This is a genomic window from Afipia broomeae ATCC 49717 (assembly GCF_000314675.2).
In the GTDB taxonomy this organism is placed as follows: domain Bacteria; phylum Pseudomonadota; class Alphaproteobacteria; order Rhizobiales; family Xanthobacteraceae; genus Afipia; species Afipia broomeae.
On sequence record NZ_KB375282.1, the window covers coordinates 2,180,871 to 2,196,463 of the forward strand.

The window sequence follows — 15,593 nt, forward strand, 5'->3', positions numbered from 1 at the left end:
GACGGGGACCCGTCTGTTGAGGCCGGGTCCATCATCGTTTTCCCCAGCCTCGGGCGGTTCCGAGGCCGGGCAGGTCACTACATCTGCGGAATGACCTGCGCCCAGATCGCGATCATTCCGACGAAAAGCACAACCGACGTCAGCGCAGCAGCTTCTTCAACGAATGTCTTCAACATGACCGAACTCCCTATCGACGCTCTATCGACTATCCGATACGATTCTATGAGAACGTAATAGGAACATTGTTCCTTTTTTGTTCTCAGAGTCAAGCGCCGGAAATCCGGCCAGGGCCGATGTTCTGGCCAATGCTAATGAAACGTAAACGGCCCGTGACTTTCGCAAATCCATCAACAGCTACGCGGGAACGTGAGTTGACGAAAACTGTTGGAAACGGTCTGGCTTCACCACATCAGGAATCCCGGGTATCGACCCGGCAGGAGAACATCATGCGCAGCACCCTTTTGGCCCTCGCCGTACTCGGCGCCGGCGTCGCTATCCAGTCCGCTCCGGCGCAAGCCCGGGATTATCCGTTCTGCCTCCAGGGACGGGATACGGCCGGTGGTCTCGGTGACTGCCGATACTCGACCTATCAGCAGTGTCAGGCGACGGCTTCAGGCACGTACAACAGCTGCTACGCCAATCCGTATTTCGCCTACAGCGAAGACCCCTACGATCAGCCGCGCCGCCGCACCCGGCGCTCGGCCTACTGATCCTGCCAAAGCGCCGCGTCAGTCCAGTTCGATGACGTGACCGTCCTGGAGCGAGACGCGGCGGTCCATCCGCGCAGCCAGGTCCATGTTGTGCGTCGCGATCAGCATCGCGACGCGCGTCGCCCGCACCAGCTGAGTCAAAGCTTTGAAAACGTGATCCGCGGTATGCGGATCGAGATTGCCGGTCGGCTCGTCCGCGAGCAGGACCCGGGGCGCGTTGGCCACCGCGCGCGCAATTGCCACGCGCTGCTGCTCACCGCCCGATAGTTCCGCGGGCCGGTGGGTCACGCGTTCCGCCAATCCGAGATAGGCCAGGATTTCCTTCGACCGCTTGACGGTTTCCTTTTTCGGCAGGCCGCGGATCATCTGCGGCAACATCACGTTCTCAAGCGCCGAGAATTCCGGCAGCAGGCGATGGGACTGGTAGACGAAGCCGATATCGGTGCGGCGGATCTGAGTGCGCTCGACGTCGGACAGCCCCGAGGTCGCAGTGCCCCCGACATAGACTTCGCCCTCGTCGGCCTGCTCCAGCAGACCGGCGATATGCAGCAGCGTCGATTTTCCGGTGCCCGACGGCGCGACCAGCGCAACCGACTGCCCTTCCCACAGCGCCAGACTGGCGCCGTCGAGAATGGTCAGCGTGGCTTCGCCCTGTTTGTAGCGCCTGCGGACGTCGTGCAGATAAACGACCGGTACGCCATTTTCCCCCTGCTCCATCTGTGCGCTCATTCGTACCTGAGCGCTTCGATAGGATCGAGACGCGCCGCCCGCCATGACGGGTACAGCGTCGCCAGGAACGACAGCGTCAATGCCATGATCACCACCGCGGCGGTCTCTCCGACATCGACTTCAGCCGGAAGCTTGGAGAGGAAGTAAAGCTCGGGCGAGAACAGTTCGGTGTTGGTCATCCAGGAGATGAACTGCCGGATAGTCTCGATGTTGAGACAGATCACGAGGCCCAGCAGGAAGCCCACAAGCGTGCCCACCACGCCGATGGCAGCGCCGGTAATCAGAAACACCCGCATCACCGACCCTTGCGACGCGCCCATGGTGCGCAGGATCGCAATGTCCTGGCCTTTGTCCTTCACCAGCATGATGAGGCCTGAGACGATATTCAGCGCCGCCACCAGCACGATCAGCGTCAGGATCAGGAACATCACGTTGCGTTCGACCTGTAGCGCATTGAAGAACGTGGAATTTCGCTGCCGCCAGTCGACCAGGAAGATCGGCCGCTGCGCCGCCTCCGTCACCGCCTTGCGAAAGACGTCGATCCTGTCGGGGTTGGTTGTGAAGACCTCGATGGCGGTGACGTCGTTGGCGCGGTTGAAATAGGCCTGCGCCTCGGTCAGCGGCATGAACACGAACGAGGCGTCGTATTCCGACATGCCGATCTCGAACACCGCCGCCACCTTGTAAGGTTTGATGCGCGGCGTCGTCCCCATCGGCGTGACTGCGCCGCGCGGCGATACGAGCGTGATGCTGTCCCCGGCGCGCAGCGACAACTGGTCGGCCAGCCGGCGGCCGATGGCGACGCCCTGACCTTCGTCGAACCCTTCGAGCGTGCCCTGCTTGATGTTCTTGGCGATCGACGTGACGGCGTTGAGATCCTGCGCACGGATGCCCCGGATGAAGACGCCCGCGGCATTGAACGGCGACGAGCCGAGGCCCTGTCCGTCGACCACCGGCGCCGCGAGGCGGATGCCGTCGGCCTTGCTGATGCGCTCGGCCACGTCCTTCCAGTCGGTCAGCGGCGATTCAAGCGGCTGGACAACGATATGGCCGTTCAAACCGAGAATCTTGTCGAGCAGTTCCTTGCGGAAGCCGTTCATCACCGCCATCACGATGATGAGCGTCGCCACCCCGAGCATGATGCCGAGAAACGAAAAACCGGCGATGACTGAAATAAAGCCCTCTTTGCGGCGCGCCCGCAGATAGCGGGTCGACAGCATCCATTCGAATGGCGCGAAAGGTGGGGTCCGAACTGGCTCGCTCATGTTGGTTCCATAGTCCGGATTTTCACACGAATCGGGCTAATTCTAGTCGCGGCCCGCAGCGATCGCGACCTTACCGAAGATTATTCAGTGGACGGATCAGGACTGGGTGAAGCGGTTGATAGCCTCATCCAGGCTCATGAACTCGCGCGATCCGTCGCTGCGGCGCTTGATTTCCACCTTGCCCTCGGCGAGCCCCTTCGGGCCGATCAATACCTGCCAGGGGATACCGATCAGGTCCGCGGTTGCGAATTTGCCGCCCGGCCGCTGGTCGGTGTCGTCGTAAAGTACGTCGACGCCCTTGGCATTGAGCGCCGCATAAAACTTCTCGCAGGCCGCCCCGGTCTCCGGGCTGTCCTGCTTGAGATTGAGGACCGCGACGCGGAACGGCGCGACTTCCTCCGGCCACTTGATGCCGTTCTCGTCATGGCAGGCCTCGATGATCGCGCCGACAAGACGCGAGACCCCGACGCCGTAGGAGCCGCCATGGATCGGCTTCTCCGCGCCGTCCGGGCCGGACACCAGAGCCTTCATCGTGTCGGAATACTTGGTGCCGAAGTAGAAAATCTGCCCGACCTCGATGCCGCGGGTCTGCACCCGCTTGTCGGCGGGCACTTCACTCTCATAGCGCGCCGCGTCGTGAACATCCTCGGTGGCGGCGTAGAGATCGGTCCACTGTTTGATGATCGGGGTCAGGTCGCCGTTGTAGTCCACATCGGCTCCGGGCACCGGCAGATCGAGAACGTCCTTGTTGCAGAACACACCGGACTCGCCGGTTTCTGCCAGAACGATGAACTCGTGGGACAGATCGCCGCCGATCGGTCCGGTCTCCGCCCGCATCGGAATCGCCTTCAGGCCCATGCGCGCGAAGGTGCGCAGGTAAGCCACGAACATGCGGTTGTAGGACAGCCGCGCCGCCGCTTCGTCGATGTCGAACGAGTATGCATCCTTCATCAGGAATTCGCGGCCGCGCATCACGCCGAAACGCGGACGCTGCTCGTCGCGGAATTTCCATTGGATGTGATACAGATTGAGCGGAAGGCTCCGGTAGGACTTCACGTAGGACCGGAAGATTTCGGTGATCATTTCCTCGTTGGTCGGACCATAGAGCAACTCGCGCTTGTGGCGGTCCTGGATGCGCAGCATCTCCGGCCCGTAGGCGTCATAACGGCCGCTCTCGCGCCACAGATCCGCAAGCTGCAAGGTCGGCATCAGCAGTTCGATGGCGCCGGCGCGGTTCTGCTCCTCGCGCACGATCTGCTCGATCTTCTTCAACACCCGGAAGCCGAGCGGCAGCCACGCATAAATGCCCGCCGCCTCCTGCCGCATCATCCCCGCGCGCAGCATCAGGCGATGCGACACGATCTCCGCCTCCTTGGGCGTTTCTTTGAGAATTGGCAGAAAAAAACGCGACAATCGCATGGGAACACTCGGAGTTTCGGGATTGATCCGGGAATCGGAGGGAAAGCTTGGGAACCTTTTCAGTGAAAGCGGATCAAATGGCAAAACACAAGAGGAAGCATGGGTGTGGCTTTTGGGGGATTTGCGGTTCCCTCCCCCCATGGTAACAGCCTGATGGGGTTTCAAATGGCTGCAACACGGATCAGATCGATAGGACGATGGGCTGCGTTTGTCGCGCTCTACGCGCTTGTCTTCAACGTGATGCTGACCAGCGCCCTGCTGGCCTCGATCTCGCCGCTCAAGTTCAACGCCCTCCACGAACTCTGCCTCAACGGCAGTTCAGCTATTCCCGACGCCGACGGCAACAGCGATTCCGCCAAGCCGATCGTCCGCTGCCCGCTGTGCCTGTCGAGCGCCGTGGCGACGGCTGACCAGCCGCCGCAGACCCCGGCGCTGGCCATCCGCATTGCGCTGCGCGTCCTGTTCGAACCCGCGCCCAACGACCATGTCACTGTCCGCTTTGCGGAGAGCGATCACCAGCCCCGCGGCCCTCCCCACCTGAGCTGACGACCTCGCGCTTTCGCGCATCCGTTCAATCGTCAACATCATTGGTGGGACCTCAACCCATGTTTTCCGTTTCCATACGGGCGCGCAGCATCCTGCTGGCGTCCGCCGCGACCGTCTCCACGATCCCGCTTGCGCACGCTCAAACCGCGCCTCAGGAACTTCCGCCTGTTGTGGTACAAACCGAACGACAGCCGCGTCCGGTTAGGAACCGCGTCGCAACGCCGGCCCCCGTTCAGTCCGGCTCAACCTCAACCGCGCCCACCGCGACACCCGCACCGCTCGGCGTGAAGACTGCGGATCAGGCGCGTCAGGAAATTCAGCAGACACCCGGCGGCGTCGCCGTCGTTGCGGCGGAAGAGTACAAGAACAACTCTGTCGCCAGCACCATCAAGGACATCCTCGGTTACGTGCCCGGCGTGTTCGCACAGCCGAAATGGGGCGACGACACCCGCCTCTCCATTCGCGGCTCGGGCCTGTCGCGCAATTTCCATCTGCGCAGCGTCCAGCTCTACATGGACGGCATTCCGATCAACACGTCCGACGGCTATGGCGACTTCCAGGAGATCGACCCGACCGCCTACAAGTATGTCGAAGTCTACAAGGGCGCGAACGCCTTGCAGTTCGGCGCGAATTCGCTCGGCGGCGCGATCAACTTCGTGACGCCGACCGGTCGCGATTTTGGCGTCAACAGCGCCGGCATCGACATGGGTTCATTCGGCTATCGCCGCTTCCAGGGCAGTGTCGGCGGCGCCAACGGTCCGTGGGACGCCTTTTTCACGGCATCGAACCAGAGCGCCGAAGGGTTCCGCGATCACAGCTACGGCCACAGTACGCGCGCGAGCGGCAATATCGGCTATCAGTTCTCGCCGGATTTCGAGACCCGCTTCTACATTGATGCCAACGATGTGCGGCAGCGCATCCCGGGCTCGGTGACGAGAGCCTCCGCACTCACCTCACCGGAAACCGCAGCGGCTGTGAACGTGGCCAACGATTGGCAACGCAATATCGATACCGTGCGTCTGGCTAACAAGACGACGGTCCGGTTCGGTGCCACCACGGTTGAGTTCGGAGCCTTCGCGGTGGATCGCCACTTGATGCATCCGATCTTCCAGTGGCTCGATTACAGCTACAAGGACTACGGCGGCTTCGTGAAGGCAACCGACGACCGGATCATCGGCGGCTTCCGCAACCGTTTTGTCGCTGGCGTCAATATCTTGAACGGCACCATCGATGCCCAGCAATACGTCAACACTGGCGGATACAAAGGCGCGCTCCAGTCGTCCCTGACGCAGAAGCCGGAGAACTATTCCGGCTTTGCGGAGAACTCGTTCTATTTCCTGCCGAATGTCGCGGCGATTGCGGGAGCTCAATATCTGTTTGCAGTGAGAGACCAGCAGGTGAACTTTTCGCTCAATGGCGACAAGAACGGCCGCAGTTCGTTCAGCCTCTTTAGCCCGAAGGGCGGACTACTCTGGGATATCGACCCGACCTGGCAGGCCTTCGCCAATGTTTCGCGCAGCGCCGAGGTGCCGAGCTTCGGCGAAAGTGTCGCCCCGAGCTTCCAGAACCCCGGTTATCCGACGATTCCCTTCTATGACATCAAGCCGCAGACCGCCACGACCTACGAGATCGGAACACGCGGGAGGCGGCCTGATCTGACGTGGGAATTGACCGGCTATCGCGCCAACATCAAGAACGAACTGCTGTGCTTCTACAGCAACTTTGGAAACTGCAACGTCACCAACGCCGATCGCACGGTGCATCAAGGTATCGAGGCCGGACTTGGCATTGCCATGTTCAGAAACATCTTCACGCCTGACGCAGACAAGATCTGGCTGAATATGGCGTACACCTTCAACGATTTCCGCTTCGACAACGATCCGGTATTCCGCAACAACCAGCTCCCTGGCGCGCCACGTCACTTCCTGCGTGCGGAGGTGCTCTACAAGCACGCCAACGGGTTCTACATCGGTCCGAATATCGAATGGGTGCCGCAGGCCTACTACGTCGATAGCGCGAACACGCTAACCACACAGGCTTACGCAATCTGGGGCCTCAAGGCTGGCGTCGATGACGGCAAGTATTCGATGTATCTCGAAGCGCGGAACATCGCCAACACCGCATACATCGCGAGCGCGAGCATCATCAATCAGGCAAACGCAACCATGCCGCTGTTCGAGCCCGGCACCGGACGCGCGATCTATGCAGGAATGAAAGTGAGATGGTAGTTCCGCACCATTTTTGGAGCGCGCAAATCTGTGCGCTTCAAAATACGTTAAAAACAGCCATTTATCCGGTTGTTTTTGATAAATTGTGCACCGCCGCAAAAGTAGACATTTAGTGCTGAAAAACGTGACAACTCAGAATCCTTCCGCTACAAAAACGCGTCAGCGCGATACGGCTATTCGTCGCATCGTCTGGTGGTCCAAGTCTCGGGAGGAGCCCCTGACGCGCACAAGCAGCGTCGCCCCGTCTAATCAAGGATAAATCCAACGTTTTCGGGGAAAACAGGGTCGACACAATTTTTAGAGCAGGGCTTTGGCCCTGCTCTTTTTTCTTTCGGCATGTTTGAATTTGCCCGCGCGATCATATCGAACGCAAACGCCGCGCAGTCAGGATGAAATATATCGCCGGTGCGCGTGACCGATGTTGCGGCGTTCGCTTCGCGAACCGCCAATACTAGAGCGGAATGCCCATGAGCTGCGTCAGGCGCTCGATATTCAGGTAACCGGCCCTGAAGGCCCACATCCCGATCGCGAAAATCACTGCCGAGATCGCCGTGGTCCACAGCAGCTTGCGTCCCATCCGCGCCACGCTGGGTGCGCCGGGATCGGTGCCGGCGATCTCTTCACCGTTCTCCATCTGGCTGCGCACGCCGAACGGCAGCACTGCGAACAGCACCACCCACCAGAGCACGAAGTAGATCGCGAACGCGGTTGAGATCGAATAGACCATCTAAATTCTCAAGACTGTTCGATTTCGACGAGCGCGCCGGAGAAGTCCTTCGGGTGCAGGAACAGCACCGGCTTGCCGTGCGCGCCGATCTTCGGATTGCCGTCGCCCAGCACGCGGGCGCCCTCCGCGATCAGCGTATCGCGCGCGGCGATGATCTCAGGCACCTCATAACAGATGTGGTGAATACCGCCATCCGGATTACGCTCAACGAACTTCGCGATCGGCGAATCCTCGCCGAGCGGCTGGATGAATTCGATCTTGGTGTTCGGCAGCGTCGCGAACACGGTGATGACGCCATGCTCGGGCAGCGGCACCGCGCCGGAAATTTCCGCGCCGAAGGCCTTGCCATAGATCTGAGCGGCCTTCTCGGCGTCCTTCACCGCGATCGCCACATGATTGAGCCGGCCCAGCATATTTCGCTCCTTCAGACTATCGACGGGAATCAAACCATCAGCACATGAACGACGCAAAGCGGCTTCTTGCCCCACTGGTCGTTGATCTCGGCGCGCACCGCGCGCCGCACGGATTCGGCGATCGCATCGGGATCGCGCTTGCGCGCCCGCGGCAGGTTTTCCACCGTGGAGACAACGAGATCGAACACCTCGTCCGCGATGACCTCGCCTGCCTTATTCTTTTCCGGAATGCCGACGAGATCAACCTCGGGATCGTCGGCCAGATCGCCCTTATCGGTAACCGCGATGGCGACGAACGCGCAGCCCGCAAACGCCAGCCGCCGCCGCTCGACCACAGCGCGGGCCTTGTCGGGCTCGAGGATATTGCCGTCCTTGTAGATTCGCCCGTGTGGCAGTTCCTCGATGATCGCGGGATCGCCGGGGCCGAGCCGCACCAGATCGCCGTTCTTGCAGATCAGCACCTTCGGTACGCCGCACTCGCGCGCGAGCTTGGCATGCTCGGACAGATGCAGCGCCTCGCCATGCGCGGGGATCAGCAGTTGCGGCCGAACCCACGAGATCATATCGCGCAACTCGTCGCGGCGCGGATGACCGGAGACGTGCACCATGTGAGTCCGGTCGGTGATGACCTCGACGCCCTGCATGATCAGACCATTGATGATCGCACCGACGGCCTTCTCGTTGCCGGGAATGGTCCGCGACGAAAAGATCACGGTATCGCCCTTGTTCAGCGTCACCTGCGGATGATCGTCGTTGGCGATGCGGGCCAGCGCGGCGCGCGGCTCGCCCTGGCTGCCGGTGCACAGCGCAAGCACCTTGTCCGGCGGAAAGTTTCCATAGTAGTCGGCGCTGCGAAACGCCTGCACGCCGTCGAGATAGCCGGTCTCGCGTGCGACCTGCACCACCCGCTCCATCGCGCGCCCGACCACGACGACCTCGCGGTCGGCCGCCTTTGCCGCGTCCGCGACGGCCCGCAGCCGCGCCACGTTGGACGCGAACGTCGTCACCGCGACGCGCCCCTTCGCTGCCTTCACCAGTTCGGTGATGTTCTTCGCGACTTCCCGCTCCGACGGCGAGCGGCCTTCGCGCACCGCGTTGGTCGAGTCGCCGACCAGCGCCATGACGCCCTCATCACCAAGCTCGCGCAGCCGCTTCTCGTCGGTCGGTTTGCCAATGATCGGCGTCGGATCGATCTTCCAGTCGCCGGTGTGCAGCACGGTTCCGGCGGACGTGCGGATCGCCAGCGCGTGTGACTCCGGAATCGAATGCGCCACCGGAATGAACTCGACGCTGAATGGGCCGATCTGGACAGTGCCACCCGACGGAATCACGGTGACAGGAATCTTCGGCGGATTGCGCTCGCTGGCGCATTTGGCCTCGAAAAGCGCCGCGCTAAACTGGGTCGCATAGATCGGGCATTTCAGTTGCGGCCACAGATCGATGATCGCGCCGAAATGATCCTCGTGGGCGTGGGTTAGAACCAGCCCGACCAGGTTCTTCCGCTCCTTCACCAGGAAGCGAATGTCCGGCATCACCACGTCGATGCCCGGCAGATGCTCCTCATTGCCGAACGACACGCCTAGGTCGATCGCAAGCCAGCTTCGCTGCTGTCCCTTGCCGAGGCCGTAGATCGACAGGTTCATGCCGATCTCGCCGATGCCTCCGAGCGGAGCGAATGTGAGTTCGTCAGGTCGCGACATCTAAATTGCTCCGGACGATTTGGCTGAACCGAAATGGACATCGCCGGCGGCGATGGGCGTGCGCTTGCCGTCATGGCCGGCAATGATCAGGCAGCCTGTATCGTCGATGGTTTCGAAGATACCTTCAACAGGCGCTCCGTTCGAGTGGATCGAAACGGTTTCGCCGAGCCCGGCGGCGCGCTCCAGCCAACGGCTGCGGATTTCGCCGAAGCCTCTGCCGTTGTCCCAGATGCCGCGGAATTCCGCCCACGCATCCGACAGCGCCATGAACAGGTCACCGGCACCGGCCGTGATGCCGAGCGCGGCCAGCGAGGTCGCCGGATACGGCGTCCCTTCCGGCGCGGAGATCACATTGGTTCCCATACCAACGGCGACGGCGAGATCACCGCCGATGGTTTCGGCCTCGAGCAGGATGCCCGACAGCTTCTTGCCGTCGGCCAGCACATCGTTCGGCCATTTCAGGAGGAAACTGGTGCTGGCCGATCCGCCGGATCGCATCCGCTGCTCCACGCTCACCGCCTGCAAGGCGGCTTCGAGCGACAGACCTGCGGCAAACCCGAGCGTCGCCGCGACGGGAGGCGCAACGTCCAGCGTCTCGACAATGGTGGCGGCGAGATTGCCGCGCGGGGAAATCCATTCGCGCTGGCGGCGGCCGCGTCCCGCTGTTTGCAGATCCGTCACCAGCCAGAGCGGACCGCGTTCACCGGCCCGCGCCCGCACCAGGGCCTCGGCATTGGTCGAACCGATGCTGTCGAACGCCTCAACGCGATAGTTCTGGGCTCTGGCCAGTGGACCGAGCGCGAACGCCATTAAAACAGCGACTTCGCGGCCACCGTGGCAGCATTCACCAGCGGCGCGGGATAGACGAAGAACAGCAGATTGAAGATGCCGGCGACAGCCAGCACCACCCGAAGCTCGACACGCATCGGCTCCATCGCTTCCTTCGGCTCGTCGAAGTACATGACCTTGACGATGGTGAGGTAGTAGAAGGCGCCCACCACGCTGGTTACCACGCCGATCACCGCGAGGGTAAACAGCCCCGCCTTGATCGCGGCAAGGAACACATAGAACTTCGCGAAGAATCCGGCGAGCGGCGGAATGCCCGCCAGCGAGAACAGGAACATCGCGAAGAAGAACGCCAGCAGCGGATTGGTGCGCGACAGTCCGGCAAAGTCGCTGATGGTCTCGACAGCCCGGCCGTTGCGCTTCATGGCCAGGATGATGGCGAAGGTGCCGAGCGTCATAGCGACGTAGATCGCGATATAGACCAGCACGCCCTGCGCGCCCTGCTGCGTTCCGGCAGCGAGACCGACCAGCGCAAAGCCCATGTGGCCGATGGACGAATACGCCATCAGGCGCTTGATGTTCTTCTGGCCGATGGCCGCGAACGATCCCAGAGCCATCGAGGCGATGGAGACGAACACCACGATCTGCTGCCACTGGGGCACGATGCCCGGGAATGCGGTCAGCGCCACGCGCGTGAACACGGCGAGTGCGGCGACCTTCGGCGCGGACGCGAAGAACGCGGTGACCGGTGTCGGTGCGCCTTGGTAGACGTCGGGCGTCCACATGTGGAACGGCACCGCGGAGACCTTGAAGCAGAGACCGGCCAGCAGGAACACCAGCCCGAACAGCAGGCCGACGTTGGCGCTCTTCGCCTCAGCGGCGATGCCGGCGAAGCTCACGGTGCCGGTGAAGCCGTAAATCAGCGACGCGCCGTAAAGCAGCATGCCGGACGACAGCGCGCCGAGCACGAAGTACTTCAGCCCGGCTTCGGTCGACCTGGTGTCGTCACGATGGCTCGCCGCCACGACGTAGAGCGCAAGGCTCATCAGTTCGAGGCCGAGATAGAGCATGATGAGGTCGCCGGCCGAGATCAGCACCATCATGCCGGTGGTGGAGAGCATCACCAGGATCGCATACTCGAAAATCTTCGCCTGCTCGGCGAGGTACGCGCGCGACAGGATCAGCGTGACGCCGGAGCCGATCAACGCCAGGATTTTCAGAAACCGCGCATAGTCATCGACGATGAAGCTGCCGCCGAAGGTGGTCAGCTTGCCAGCCGGCAGCCACAGTTCGAGACCGCCCGTCACAACGAGCAAAACCACAGCGATGCCGGTCACCAGCGACGTCGTCTGCTGTCCGCGAAACGCGCCGAGCATCAGGAGCGCCATGGCGCCAGCAGCCAGCACCAGTTCCGGCAGCACGGGAAGCAGCGAATATCCTGCGAAAGTCATAAACCCGGTCCTGCCCCGTTGTTACTGAACCAGCGCCGCCGCTTTCACGGCGGTGATGGCGGTGTTGTAGTTCGTGACGAGTTGCTGCACCGACGCCGCCGACATGTCGAGGATCGGCTTCGGATACACGCCGAAGAGAATGGTGAGAATGACCAGCGGCGCGAGAATGATCCCTTCCCGCAGCGTCAGATCCTTGATGCTCGCCAGCGACGGCTTGTCGAGCACGCCGAACACCACCTTGCGGTAGAGCCACAGCGCATAGGCCGCCGACAGGATCACGCCAAGTGTGGCAATCGTCGCGGTCGGAATGCTGACCTTGAAGGTGCCGATCAGGGTCATGAACTCGCCGACGAATCCCGAGGTGCCCGGCAAGCCGACGTTGGCCATGGTGAACACCATGAACATGAAGGCATAAAGCGGCATGCGGTTCACGAGGCCGCCATAGGCGGCGATCTCGCGGGTATGCAGCCGGTCGTAGACCACGCCGACGCAAAGGAACAGCGCTCCGGACACGATGCCGTGCGACACCATCTGGAACACGCCGCCGGCGACGCCCTGCATGGTGCCAGCGAAAATGCCCATGGTCACGAAGCCCATGTGGGCGACGGACGAGTAAGCGATCAGCTTCTTGATGTCTTCCTGCATCAAGGCGACCAGCGACGTGTAGACGATCGCAATCGTTGAGAGCGTGAAGACCAGCGGCGCGAAATCATGCGACGCCAGCGGGAACATCGGCAGCGAGAAGCGCAGGAAGCCGTAGCCGCCCATCTTCAGCAGGATCGCAGCCAGCACGACAGAGCCTGCGGTCGGCGCCTCGACGTGCGCGTCCGGCAGCCAGGTATGAACCGGCCACATCGGCATTTTCACCGCAAACGAAGCGAAGAACGCCAGCCACGCCCATGTCTGGAGATTGCGCGGCACAGCCGTGTTCATGAGCGTCGGGATATCGGTTGTCCCGGCGTTCAGATACAGCGCCATGATAGCGAGCAGCATCAAGACCGAGCCGAGCAGCGTGTAGAGGAAGAACTTGAAGCTGGCATAGACGCGGCGCGGGCCGCCCCAGACGCCGATGATCAGGAACATCGGAATCAGGCCGCCTTCGAAGAACAGGTAGAACAGCACGAGATCGAGCGCCGAGAATGTGCCGATCATCAGCGTTTCAAGGAAAAGAAACGCCATCATGTACTCGCGCACGCGCAGCGTGACCGACTTCCAGCTTGCGAGAATGCAGAACGGCATCAGTGCCGTGGTCAGGATTACGAACGGCAGCGAAATTCCGTCCACACCCATGTGGTAGCCGATGCCGTTGGCGAGCCAGGCCGTCTTCTCGACGAACTGGAAGCCCGGCTGGGCCGGATCGAACCGCAGCACCAGAATGACCGACACCGCGAAGGTGATGATCGTGGTCCACAGCGCGATCCAGCGCGCATTGCCGCGCGCGGCCTCGTCATCACCGCGGCTGAGATAAATCAGGATCGCGCCGACGACCGGCAGGAACGTGACGACGGAAAGGATGGGCCAGGTTGTCATCATTGGCCCCCGAGACCGAAGATAAACCACGTGATGAGACCGGCCACGCCGATCAGCATCGCGAATGCGTAGTGATAGAGATAGCCGGTCTGGAGCCGCACGACGTTGCGCGTGACATCGAGCACGCGCGCCGAGACGCCGTCAGGACCGAACCCGTCGATGATGAAGCCGTCGCCCTTCTTCCACAGGAAGCGCCCGAGCCACTTGGCCGGCCGCACGAACAGGAAGTCATAGAGCTCGTCGAAATACCACTTGTTGAGCAGGAAGCGGTACAGGCCCGGATGCTGGTTCGCGAGTTCGACCGGCAGATACGGCTTGCGGATGTAGAACAGCCACGAAAAGAAGAAGCCGACCACCATCATCACCGTCGGCAGGTAGGCAATCGCCGCCGGAATATGATGCATCTCGTCGATGATCTTCGGGTTCATCTTCAGCGACTCGCGGAAGAACTCGTGAATGCCGTGGCCCGCGAACAGCTCCTTGAACGGGAAGCCTGCGAGGATCGAGCCCACCGACAGCACCGCGAGCGGAATCAGCATGGTGTACGGGCTCTCGTGCGCGGCCTCGTAGTGCTTCTGGTCGTGCGGCTCGCCATGGAACGTCTTGAAGATCAGGCGCCATGAATAGAACGAGGTCAGGCCCGCGGCGAGCACGGTGCAGAGGAAGCCGTAGAGCGCGAACGGATTGTTTGCCACGAACGCGGACTCGATGATCGCGTCTTTCGAGAAATAGCCGGCCGTCAGCGGGAAGCCGGTCAGCGCGAGCGTACCGATCACCATGGTGATGTAGGTAAACGGGATCTTGTCCTTCAGGCCACCCATGTTGCGGATGTCCTGCTCGTGATGCATCGCGACGATCACCGAGCCGGAGCCCAGGAACAGCAGCGCCTTGAAGAAGGCGTGGGTGAACAGGTGAAACATGCCGACCGAATAGGCCCCTGCTCCCATCGCCACGAACATGTAGCCGAGCTGCGAACAGGTCGAATAGGCGACGATGCGCTTGATGTCGTTCTGCACCAGACCGATGGTTGCGGCGAACAGCGCGGTGGTCGCGCCGATCAGCATCACGGCGGCCTGCGCGTTCGGAGCCAGTTCGAACAGCGGCGACAGGCGCGCCACCATGAACACGCCGGCGGTGACCATGGTCGCAGCGTGGATCAGCGCCGACACGGGCGTCGGGCCTTCCATGGCGTCCGGCAACCAGGTGTGCAGCAGGAACTGCGCGGACTTGCCCATCGCGCCCATGAACAGGAACAGGCAGATCAGGGTCAGCGCATCGATATTCCAGGCGAAGAAGTGGATGGTCTTGCCGGTCAGGCCGGGAGCCGCGGCGAAGATCGTGTCGAAATCGACCGAGCCGACCATCATGAAGATCGCGAAGATGCCGAGCAGGAATCCGAAGTCGCCGACGCGGTTGACGACGAACGCCTTGATGGCGGCGGCATTGGCCGACGGCTTCTGGAACCAGAAACCGATCAGCAGGTAGCTCGCGAGGCCCACGCCTTCCCAGCCGAAGAACATCTGCACGAGGTTGTCGGCGGTCACCAGCATGAGCATCATGAAGGTGAACAGCGACAGATAGGCCATGAACCGCGGACGGTTCGGGTCCTCGTTCATGTAGCCGATCGAATACAGGTGCACGAGCGACGACACCGAGGTGACCACCACCAGCATCACTGCGGTCAGCGTATCGACGCGCAGCGCCCAGTTGACGACGAGATCACCCGAGCCGATCCAGGTGAAAAGCTGAGCGCGCGTGTCGTGATGCAGGAAGCCGACATCGACCAGCGTCATCCATGACAGCGCGGCGGAAATCAGCAGCAGCGCGGTGGTGACGATTTCGGCGGTGCGTGAGCCCGCAGCAGCCGGCTCGACCGGACCGTGTTCGTCATGCCCGTGATCGCCGTGGGCATGATCGTCATGCGCCGCATGAGCGTGAGTTACCCCGTGCCCATGGTCGTCATGACCGTGGGTGTGATCCATCTCGTCGCCGCTCGGATTGCGCGCATGCGCGCCAAACAGCGCCACCGCGCCCGCAATGAGCGCGCCGATCAGCGGCAGGAAAACGATGGCCTGAATCATGGCGTGAT

13 protein-coding genes are annotated in these 15,593 nt (G+C 61.9%); 3 read left to right on the plus strand and 10 right to left on the minus strand.

Annotation, left to right across the window (positions count from 1 at the left end; translation table 11 throughout):
* Positions 1 to 446 precede the first annotated feature (446 nt).
* Positions 447 to 710, plus strand: a complete 264-nt coding sequence (locus HMPREF9695_RS10055; RefSeq protein ID WP_006020744.1) for a DUF3551 domain-containing protein — start codon at positions 447 to 449, stop codon at positions 708 to 710.
* An 18-nt stretch (positions 711 to 728) separates the two neighbouring features.
* On the opposite strand, the gene HMPREF9695_RS10060 is transcribed toward HMPREF9695_RS10055, so the two are convergent.
* The 3 genes from HMPREF9695_RS10060 to proS form a co-directional block, all read right to left on the minus strand.
* On the minus strand, positions 729 to 1,427 hold the full coding sequence (locus HMPREF9695_RS10060; RefSeq protein WP_024921826.1) for an ABC transporter ATP-binding protein: 699 nt from the start codon (positions 1,425 to 1,427) through the stop codon (positions 729 to 731).
* An 8-nt stretch (positions 1,428 to 1,435) separates the two neighbouring features.
* The gene (locus HMPREF9695_RS10065; RefSeq protein ID WP_006020746.1) at positions 1,436 to 2,704 is read right to left on the minus strand and encodes a lipoprotein-releasing ABC transporter permease subunit; all 1,269 of its coding nucleotides are present in this window, start codon (positions 2,702 to 2,704) and stop codon (positions 1,436 to 1,438) included.
* Positions 2,705 to 2,800: 96 nt separating this feature from the next.
* Complete coding sequence (gene proS, locus HMPREF9695_RS10070) at positions 2,801 to 4,123, minus strand: proline--tRNA ligase (RefSeq protein WP_006020747.1); 1,323 nt, start codon at positions 4,121 to 4,123, stop codon at positions 2,801 to 2,803.
* Between the two features lie 165 nt (positions 4,124 to 4,288).
* On the opposite strand from proS, the gene HMPREF9695_RS10075 reads away from it, so the two are divergent.
* Together HMPREF9695_RS10075 and HMPREF9695_RS10080 are read left to right on the plus strand one after the other, a co-directional pair.
* Positions 4,289 to 4,669 (plus strand): hypothetical protein, encoded by a 381-nt coding sequence (locus tag HMPREF9695_RS10075; RefSeq protein WP_041711634.1) that lies wholly within the window; start codon positions 4,289 to 4,291, stop codon positions 4,667 to 4,669.
* A gap of 59 nt (positions 4,670 to 4,728) precedes the next feature.
* A complete protein-coding gene (locus HMPREF9695_RS10080) occupies positions 4,729 to 6,897 on the plus strand; it encodes a TonB-dependent receptor family protein (protein ID WP_006020749.1) in 2,169 nt (722 codons plus the stop codon).
* Between the two features lie 451 nt (positions 6,898 to 7,348).
* On the opposite strand, the gene HMPREF9695_RS10085 is transcribed toward HMPREF9695_RS10080, so the two are convergent.
* Genes HMPREF9695_RS10085 through nuoL form a run of 7 tightly spaced genes read right to left on the minus strand, consistent with a single transcriptional unit; the run spans position 7,349 to position 15,585 of the window.
* The gene (locus HMPREF9695_RS10085; protein ID WP_006020750.1) at positions 7,349 to 7,624 is read right to left on the minus strand and encodes a DUF1467 family protein; all 276 of its coding nucleotides are present in this window, start codon (positions 7,622 to 7,624) and stop codon (positions 7,349 to 7,351) included.
* A gap of 8 nt (positions 7,625 to 7,632) precedes the next feature.
* Entirely contained in the window at positions 7,633 to 8,037 is a 405-nt protein-coding gene (mce, locus tag HMPREF9695_RS10090; protein WP_006020751.1) for a methylmalonyl-CoA epimerase, read from the minus strand.
* A gap of 29 nt (positions 8,038 to 8,066) precedes the next feature.
* Positions 8,067 to 9,737, minus strand: a complete 1,671-nt coding sequence (locus HMPREF9695_RS10095) for a ribonuclease J (protein ID WP_006020752.1) — start codon at positions 9,735 to 9,737, stop codon at positions 8,067 to 8,069.
* Entirely contained in the window at positions 9,738 to 10,547 is an 810-nt protein-coding gene (locus HMPREF9695_RS10100; RefSeq protein WP_006020753.1) for a biotin--[acetyl-CoA-carboxylase] ligase, read from the minus strand. It abuts the gene before it with no gap.
* A complete protein-coding gene (gene nuoN, locus HMPREF9695_RS10105; protein WP_006020754.1) occupies positions 10,547 to 11,974 on the minus strand; it encodes an NADH-quinone oxidoreductase subunit NuoN in 1,428 nt (475 codons plus the stop codon). Before nuoN ends, HMPREF9695_RS10100 begins: the two co-directional genes overlap by 1 nt.
* 21 nt (positions 11,975 to 11,995) lie before the next feature.
* Positions 11,996 to 13,504, minus strand: a complete 1,509-nt coding sequence (locus tag HMPREF9695_RS10110) for an NADH-quinone oxidoreductase subunit M (protein ID WP_024921822.1) — start codon at positions 13,502 to 13,504, stop codon at positions 11,996 to 11,998.
* Positions 13,504 to 15,585 carry an NADH-quinone oxidoreductase subunit L gene (gene nuoL / locus HMPREF9695_RS10115; RefSeq protein ID WP_006020756.1) on the minus strand — a complete coding sequence of 694 codons (2,082 nt, stop codon included), beginning with the start codon at positions 15,583 to 15,585 and terminating at the stop codon, positions 13,504 to 13,506. The genes HMPREF9695_RS10110 and nuoL overlap by 1 nt, the downstream gene beginning before the upstream one ends.
* Positions 15,586 to 15,593: the final 8 nt, after the last annotated feature.

Excerpts from the sequence above, each read along its gene's own strand:
- nuoN (WP_006020754.1), bottom strand. The coding sequence starts at position 11,974 with ATGACTTTCGCAGGATATTCGCTGCTTCCCGTGCTGCCGGAACTGGTG.
- mce (WP_006020751.1), bottom strand. The coding sequence starts at position 8,037 with ATGCTGGGCCGGCTCAATCATGTGGCGATCGCGGTGAAGGACGCCGAG.
- HMPREF9695_RS10100 (WP_006020753.1), bottom strand. The coding sequence starts at position 10,547 with ATGGCGTTCGCGCTCGGTCCACTGGCCAGAGCCCAGAACTATCGCGTT.
- HMPREF9695_RS10080 (WP_006020749.1), top strand. The coding sequence starts at position 4,729 with ATGTTTTCCGTTTCCATACGGGCGCGCAGCATCCTGCTGGCGTCCGCC.
- nuoL (WP_006020756.1), bottom strand. The coding sequence starts at position 15,585 with ATGATTCAGGCCATCGTTTTCCTGCCGCTGATCGGCGCGCTCATTGCG.
- HMPREF9695_RS10110 (WP_024921822.1), bottom strand. The coding sequence starts at position 13,504 with ATGACAACCTGGCCCATCCTTTCCGTCGTCACGTTCCTGCCGGTCGTC.
- HMPREF9695_RS10095 (WP_006020752.1), bottom strand. The coding sequence starts at position 9,737 with ATGTCGCGACCTGACGAACTCACATTCGCTCCGCTCGGAGGCATCGGC.
- proS (WP_006020747.1), bottom strand. The coding sequence starts at position 4,123 with ATGCGATTGTCGCGTTTTTTTCTGCCAATTCTCAAAGAAACGCCCAAG.
- HMPREF9695_RS10060 (WP_024921826.1), bottom strand. The coding sequence starts at position 1,427 with ATGGAGCAGGGGGAAAATGGCGTACCGGTCGTTTATCTGCACGACGTC.
- HMPREF9695_RS10065 (WP_006020746.1), bottom strand. The coding sequence starts at position 2,704 with ATGAGCGAGCCAGTTCGGACCCCACCTTTCGCGCCATTCGAATGGATG.
- HMPREF9695_RS10075 (WP_041711634.1), top strand. The coding sequence starts at position 4,289 with ATGGCTGCAACACGGATCAGATCGATAGGACGATGGGCTGCGTTTGTC.
- HMPREF9695_RS10055 (WP_006020744.1), top strand. The coding sequence starts at position 447 with ATGCGCAGCACCCTTTTGGCCCTCGCCGTACTCGGCGCCGGCGTCGCT.
- HMPREF9695_RS10085 (WP_006020750.1), bottom strand. The coding sequence starts at position 7,624 with ATGGTCTATTCGATCTCAACCGCGTTCGCGATCTACTTCGTGCTCTGG.